Origin of the sequence: Specibacter sp. RAF43 (assembly GCF_052114065.1) — a bacterium.
Lineage (GTDB): Bacteria > Actinomycetota > Actinomycetes > Actinomycetales > Micrococcaceae > Specibacter.
This window is the reverse complement of sequence record NZ_JBFREA010000050.1, coordinates 1-6,580: the sequence shown is the minus strand read 5'-3', so window position 1 is coordinate 6,580 and position 6,580 is coordinate 1. Positions and strand designations below refer to the sequence as shown.

The following is a 6,580-nucleotide window of genomic DNA, read 5'->3' as shown; positions in this document are numbered from 1 at the left end:
CCTGCGAGGACGCCGTCTGCACGACAACAACCCCGGGCAGCTACACCGTGACCGGCAYGAACGGCACCGCCACCGGTACCGCGACCCTCACCGTCACCGCCGGCGCCCTGCACCACCTGGTGCTCGCCCCCGCCACAGGGACGATCGTGGCCGGTGGCACCCGGGCGTTCACAGCGGAGGGCTTSGACTCCTTCGGCAACTCTTTGGGCGATGTCACCGCCGYCACCGAGTTCACCGGTCCCRCCGGTATCACCTGCGAGGACGCCGYCTGCACGACAACAACCCCGGGCAGCTACACCGTGACCGGCACGAACGGCACCGCCACCGGTACCGCGACCCTCACCGTCACCGCCGGGGTGATATCCGAAGTGTCCCTACCAACGACAAAGCCTGTCGCGTCTGGACAATTGTTTGGGGTCCCATCTAGCATTCAGCCAGGCGGAAAGTTCACTGCGACGGCGATGGGTTTCGCACCCCACGCGCCCGTCACGTTCGGCATCTATTCCACTCCGCTAGTCCTTGGACATGCCACGGCCGACGGCAACGGTACCGCTGTGGCCCACCTGCAGATCCCATCTGACTTTGAGGGGCATCACACCATCGTCGCCGCAGGAATGCGCCCTTCGCTGACCCCCATATATTTCGAAACCCCGGTCTTCATCGTCGCCAACGCGGTTTCTGCTCAGCCGGAACCGGAGCTGGCGACGACGGGAGCTGGTGAAAACGTGTTTCAAGTCGGCGCAATCGGATTTCTGCTTGTCCTGCTCGGTTCTCTGCTTGGCATCGCCACATCCCGGCGCCGCCGCACGGGTGAGTAGGCCCCGACTGGAGTCGTATCCGCCTAGACCCATACGCTCCTCCTGGTTGAATTGACCGTGCGGAGACTGCCAACGAAGTTGAATGGTTAGATCAGCCGTGTGTGGGATACCGCCCCAGCTTTGCAGTATTTGCAGGGAGCTTTCCCGGGTTCGAGTCCCACCTCGAGCATCGTTTTACAGCAGGTCAGAGGCGGATTGAGCCTCCTGTTGTTCCAAAACTTCAAAAAGTGTTCCCACGGGCGTAGCTGGGAATGGCATCCGGGGGCGAAGACGGCGCTGCCGACGTGCTCGGACGTCTCACAACCGAGCTGCTCGCCACCACGGCAGGAATCGGAGCTGTCACTATCCGGGAACTCACCCCGGATCTCCTCGGGTGTCCCTCAGCCGCCCGCTAAAGGTTCCCTATCTGACTCCACAAGCGGTCAGTGCGCGATTCATTCCCCCTCTGAAGCCACCCCTAGTGGGGGTGCCTTCTCATTGGCGCGGCCGGACGCGTTTGTGGTCGGGAAAGAATCCGTGGTCGAGACCCCAGAGGATGGCGTTCGAGCGGTCGGTGACACCGATACGGCGGTAGCAGCTACGGATAAAGGTCTTGACGGTATTGACTGATAGCCGGGCCCTGTCTGCTATCTCGGCGTTACCGAGGCCTTGGGTGATGAGTGCGAGCACTTCGGCCTCCCGTTGGGTCAGCCCTTCCTCCCTGCCGGGCCAATCGCCTAGGCTGGATTTTGCCTGGCCGCCGGGTCCTTGGAAGACTTGGCCTTCGCCCCGGTGAATGTCGTGGAGCGCGCGGACCAGTTGAGCCGCGGGCAGACCTTTGGACAGGTACCCGCTGGCGCCGTTGGCCAGTGCAGCTTGGATCCGGGTTTCCTCGAAGTCCCAAGAATAGACCACTACCTTCCCAGCAAGCGGATTGCTCGCCAGTTCATGGACGTCCGCACCGTCTGCCGGGGTCGCGGCAAACGTATCGTAGAGCGTGAGATGCACAGGCGTGTCCACAGTGCGATTGAGGTCAAGTTCTATGACTTCCACGCTGTCTCCATAGGAGCGGAGCATCATCTCCAGCCCTCGAAGCACGATTTCATAGTCGTCTACCAGTGCGACGCGAAGGCTTTCCACTCCCCAACTGTAAGGCACTTGAGGACAGTCAAGTCCACCCCTAGGGGTGAAGAAGGTAACCCTCTTGGAGAAATATGCTTCGGGGATGACTTTAACCCAAACCATAGACAGCGCCACGCCTGCGGGCGACGATCTCGGCCAGGCAACTGTGAGGGAACTGATTGTGCAACTAGCCCTGATCGAGGACGAACACAGAAGTACCTTAAATCCTTGCAGCATCGCGACCCTGAGCCGGCGCGAGCAAGCCATTGTGGCGGCGTTGCGCCGTGAGGGACCGGCACTCATTGGCCGGGGCAAGCCAAACCCAGCGGGGCTAGAGTCGATTCACGTGGCTGATGGAGACGTGTTGGTCGAAAAATGACGACGTCCAACCAACAGGCCACTTCGTTCCAGACTGTGCCGGTGCTGGCCCGATTATCGGCTGGCCCGCAGGCCACGGCCGCGAAAGTTGTGATCAGCGATGCGGGCATCGAGATTCACGGATACTTGATTGCCCGCGAGGGCAGCCAGGTCCACGTGGTGTGGGCTGTAGCCTCCGGCCGGCACCGTCACAGGACGTTCCCCGCCGAAGCGGTTTCCCTTCCGTGTGACGACCGCCGCTGGGGTGGATACCCCATTCCTGCCGAGCGACTCGCTGTCATGGACCGGGCCGAACTCCGAGCCCGACGRAGGTAGGCATTCAAAAGGACGCAAGGGCCACAAGGCGGGCGTCCAGGGAGGGTGTGGACCTCCCATGAACGGAAACACCAGAACCGCTGCTCCATTGCTTGGCCCGAAACCCGGCATGGCCTTAGAGGATTCAGTCGACAAAGGCATCGAACYCAACCCTGTTCCCTCGGGCGTCCRGCTCGCGCAAGTGGTCACTGCCACGGGATCGGGCATTAACGCTGATCAGCTGGTGCTCCAATACCTGGGCTCGCCGATTCTCTCTCACGCCGCTATCGCGCCCAGGGGTGTGAGGCCGAAGACTTGCAGCAGGTAGCCAGGCTAGGTCCCGTGAAGGCGGCCAGAAGGTATCGCGAGCCGGGGAACCATGGCTTCCTGGCCTATGCCGTGCCGACTATCACCGGCGAACTCAAGCGTCACTTCCGGGACCATTCCTGGGTGGTGCGACCGCCCAGAACCATTCAAGAAGCACGTCTTAAGTTCCGACAAGTCCGCCCCGAACTCACCCAGCGCCTCGGCCGTGACCCCTCATGCGCCGATCTGAGCTTGGCGGCGGGGATGGCGCTCGGGGGAAACCACCGAGGCCGTGCTCGCCGAGAGGGCCATGGTCGCCCAACAGATCGATCCAGATGGGCCGCCAGGTCCGCACCGGGGCTTTTGATGGGGTGGACCAGATCCCAATTTGGCGTGGACGCAGGACGCAAATTCCTTGACATGAAGAGCGTTGGGACGCTTGAACGTAAAATGATTTTCCGTCTTTCACGGTCCGGTGGCGTGTTTGGCAAAAGCGGATGCAGCAAGATCTCACGTTTGTTGAGGACGCCGAGCCCGGGGCCTGGCCCGTGGCCCACGCCGACGCCTTCCAGGGCCGAACGACGGTGCCAATGCAGCAATTGCGTTATGACGTGTGAAAGTCTTAGAAGGCATCGGAGTCGTGCTCAATTATCAGTTGGATGATAGCTTCGCTCGCTGCGGCCAACCGTCGGGACGGACCGCCGTGCACTCCGTGGTGATGCCGTCGAGAAATTCGTCACTGCGACAGTTCAGCGAACCTTGAACGAAACACACAATCTCACCCTTGCCAGATGGAAGCGCTCCGGACGGTTGCACAGTGGGTGGCTCTCACGCGAAACGCTCGCCCTGTACACGGCGGCGCTGTAATAGGCAGGTTCAGCCGCTCGCTCGCCGGGCGAGGAGGTAGAGCGGGAACGCCACCGCAAATATCACCAGACAGAGCGCGGCCCAAACGGCCGAGCTATCCACCGTGAGCCCCAAGACGGTGGCGGCGACAGGTCGGTGCTCCTTTTCGTGAGACCGGGCATCCCGGAACACCCATCCGGCAACGCCTACCAGGAGCCCGCCCACCATGATGGGCAGAAGTAACGACATCGACTGGCTCTCCACAGGGTAATTATCCAATGTGCACATGACATGTCAATCCTCGGGAACCGGACCTGCGCTCGGGCTCCCAGCGCACGTTCCGATCCCCCCGCACCACGCCCCAGAAGAGTCCCGTTCGGGCCATATCCCGACATGACGAAAGAGAGTCAGAAGCTCATGGTCATTGCTGGTGTCGTGCATTTTGGCGCTTGGGGCCGCCCGGTGTTTTCGTTGGCCCTTGGGTTGCCTTGCGTTGATCTGTCAGCCCGGCGATCGGGCAGCAACAAACACTGTCGCCGTGCAGGGCGTGACCTGATAGGAGCCTGGAGCCAGCAATTGAAGGCGTCCTCATGCCGGTCCTGTCTACCTGGCGACAGCGTGATATCCCCGTTATCCGGCAGGAGGCAGCACACCATGGCACCGGACATCCTCGAATCCGCCCGCTCAGGACTCGTAGTCAGGCTGCGCGGAAACAGCTAAAGCACCCCCCGGTCAAACACCGGCACGTGCTCGCTCTGCACACGGCCGGCGCCCACCGCGTGGGACGGGTTCGTGTCAGGCAACCGCTTTCTCGACTAGCGCGCGAATCCTGGCCTCCGTCACGGCATCCAGCGAGGTGATGGTCCAAGCGACCGGGTGCATGTGGGCGCCCTCTTCACGTGCGGGGTTCACAACTTCGCCAAAGCCGAACGCGATGAAGTCCTTATCCGGTTTGATGTAGCAGATGTCCTTGCCGTCCTTCATATAGAACGGGAGTCCCCAGCGTACGATCGGCTCTAACGAGGGCGCGCTCTCCCGAATGATGCTATGCAGGCGTTCTCCAATCTCCCGGTACGGTGCGGGCGCTTCACTGAGTTTGGTGAGAACGGCTGCGTCCCCCTTCTTCGTGAACATTGTGTTCAGGCCTCCTTCAGGTTGTTGTCGGGCAATTGTTGTAGCTATCTCCAGTGAACCATCAAGCGCACCTGCGACCGGCGACGGTGCCAAGCCTATGTCGCCGGAGCGGCGGTAGTCGAGGCATACGACCTAATCGAGGTAATCCGCAATTCGGCTCGGCTGAGCGCGACGTCGTCGATATGGCAGGCTCGCCGTGGACGATGCAGTCGAGCGATTCTTGGCCGCCGCGGGCAACGCACCCTTGCACACGACGACGTGAATTGCGATGCCCGCAGGCAGAACTTCTCGTGGAAAGGATTGTTTTTGTGGGAGTTAACGGGTTTCCCATCGGAACAAGCGGATTCCAACGTAGGCGAACACGATGATGTACCCGACACACGCCAAAAGGGAGTAGGTGTCGTCGATGTTCCATGCGGTCTGGTTCAGCACGGTGGCAAAGAGGGTCATCAAGGCTCCGACGGGGGACCAGTCGGCGATGGTTTGCAGAGTGTCGCCCAGCATCCCGGTCCCGCCGAGCACGCCCAGGAGCATCAAGACTGCCATGAGGAGCCGGCTGAGGGCGTTGATGGCACTGGTGGAGCGGACTAGGCCGACAAGTCCTTGCCCGATGCCCAGGAACACGGCCGCGCCCAGGACGGCCACGGCCAGGATCAGCAGGTACTGTTCCACGTTGAGTGCCAGATGATGTACGRCTGCCCCCACAATGAGGACAATGATGGAGACGACCAGGTTGGCAACCACTTGGACGACGAGGCGGCTGGTCATGATCATCCAGGTCGGTGCCGGGGTGACGCGGAGTCTTTGCTCTGACCGGCACCTTTGATTTATCAGCTCTTGGGGTGTCCCATAGGACCCGTCGGGTGGAGTGACCGGTGATCTGACGCTGAGTGGGACACATGTCGGCGCCGGTTGAATAGTGAGCCGTCGCATGGCCTAGAGTCAGCTCATCCCGCACTCAGTGACTTCACGTGACCTGGGAAAACCTACCACCGGAAACGCCGCAGAAGCCGACTTGGCCGGCTAACCCGATCGAGTTTGAGACTAGGAATACCGGTCTCAAGGCCGCCTGGAAACACTAAGCCCCGAGAGTGAGCGAAACCCGGGCAGTCCCTCGGCCCCGGGTCCGGCCTGGTCCTGGTCGGCTTTGTGGATTGATTTTTTTTCGAATGTACAAGGTGGCGGGGCGAGCCCCGGATAATGGGGCCCGACAAGGCGTCAGCGCTTGAGTGGTTTAATCTTGACGATCTGCCGTCAGCCGTTGTTCCGCACGAGAGGCTTGTCTTGGACCGTGCGAGACCCAGGCTCCCACCAATTGCCACTCGCGGATTTTCATTGAAGGACGAATGCGTGACCATTGAAGAACAGGCCGGATTCCACAATGCTGAGGGCTGGTTTATTCGATTCAGTCCTTCTGGCCACTCACTGCTCGCTGCTTTCATTGTTGCTGCCCCCGCCAAAGCAAAGTGACCAGTATTGCCCCGTTGGCATTCCTGTGGCTTTTTGGTGGTAAAACTGGTCCTGTCGGGATAGAGTTGAAACAGCAGCCACCCCTAATCAAGGAATGTCATGAGCATCTCAACCATCCAGAACGCCGGGTTCGCGGGCACCGCACGCCTGGGCATCCGCGAGGTCGTGCGCCAGCTCAACGCCGCACTGGGGGCCACGCTGGTGGCGGCCCTTACAAGCAGCAAAGACCCGCG

General features: G+C 61.2%; 5 protein-coding genes and 1 pseudogene. 3 read left to right on the top strand and 3 right to left on the bottom strand.

Annotated features, from left to right (window positions below; translation table 11 throughout):
* Positions 1 to 818 (top strand): hypothetical protein (locus AB4Y80_RS16705; protein ID WP_442215464.1); only part of this gene is annotated, 818 nt, incomplete at its 5' end.
* Between the two features lie 474 nt (positions 819 to 1,292).
* Here the strand turns inward: AB4Y80_RS16705 and AB4Y80_RS16700 are convergent.
* Positions 1,293 to 1,850 (bottom strand): response regulator transcription factor, encoded by a 558-nt coding sequence (locus tag AB4Y80_RS16700; protein ID WP_442215463.1) that lies wholly within the window; start codon positions 1,848 to 1,850, stop codon positions 1,293 to 1,295.
* A 151-nt stretch (positions 1,851 to 2,001) separates the two neighbouring features.
* On the opposite strand from AB4Y80_RS16700, the gene AB4Y80_RS16695 reads away from it, so the two are divergent.
* Entirely contained in the window at positions 2,002 to 2,298 is a 297-nt protein-coding gene (locus tag AB4Y80_RS16695; protein WP_442215462.1) for a hypothetical protein, read from the top strand.
* A 545-nt stretch (positions 2,299 to 2,843) separates the two neighbouring features.
* Positions 2,844 to 3,029: pseudogene (locus tag AB4Y80_RS16690) on the top strand (sigma factor); the annotation flags it as partial.
* A 1,509-nt stretch (positions 3,030 to 4,538) separates the two neighbouring features.
* Here the strand turns inward: AB4Y80_RS16690 and AB4Y80_RS16685 are convergent.
* Positions 4,539 to 4,877: a DUF1801 domain-containing protein gene (locus tag AB4Y80_RS16685; protein WP_442215461.1), complete on the bottom strand. Its 339-nt coding sequence runs from the start codon at positions 4,875 to 4,877 to the stop codon at positions 4,539 to 4,541.
* Between the two features lie 315 nt (positions 4,878 to 5,192).
* The gene (locus AB4Y80_RS16680) at positions 5,193 to 5,810 is read right to left on the bottom strand and encodes an ABC transporter permease (RefSeq protein WP_442215460.1); all 618 of its coding nucleotides are present in this window, start codon (positions 5,808 to 5,810) and stop codon (positions 5,193 to 5,195) included.
* Positions 5,811 to 6,580 lie beyond the last annotated feature (770 nt).

Coding starts and splice junctions, on each gene's coding strand:
- AB4Y80_RS16685 (WP_442215461.1), bottom strand. CDS start 4,877: ATGTTCACGAAGAAGGGGGACGCAGCCGTTCTCACCAAACTCAGTGAA.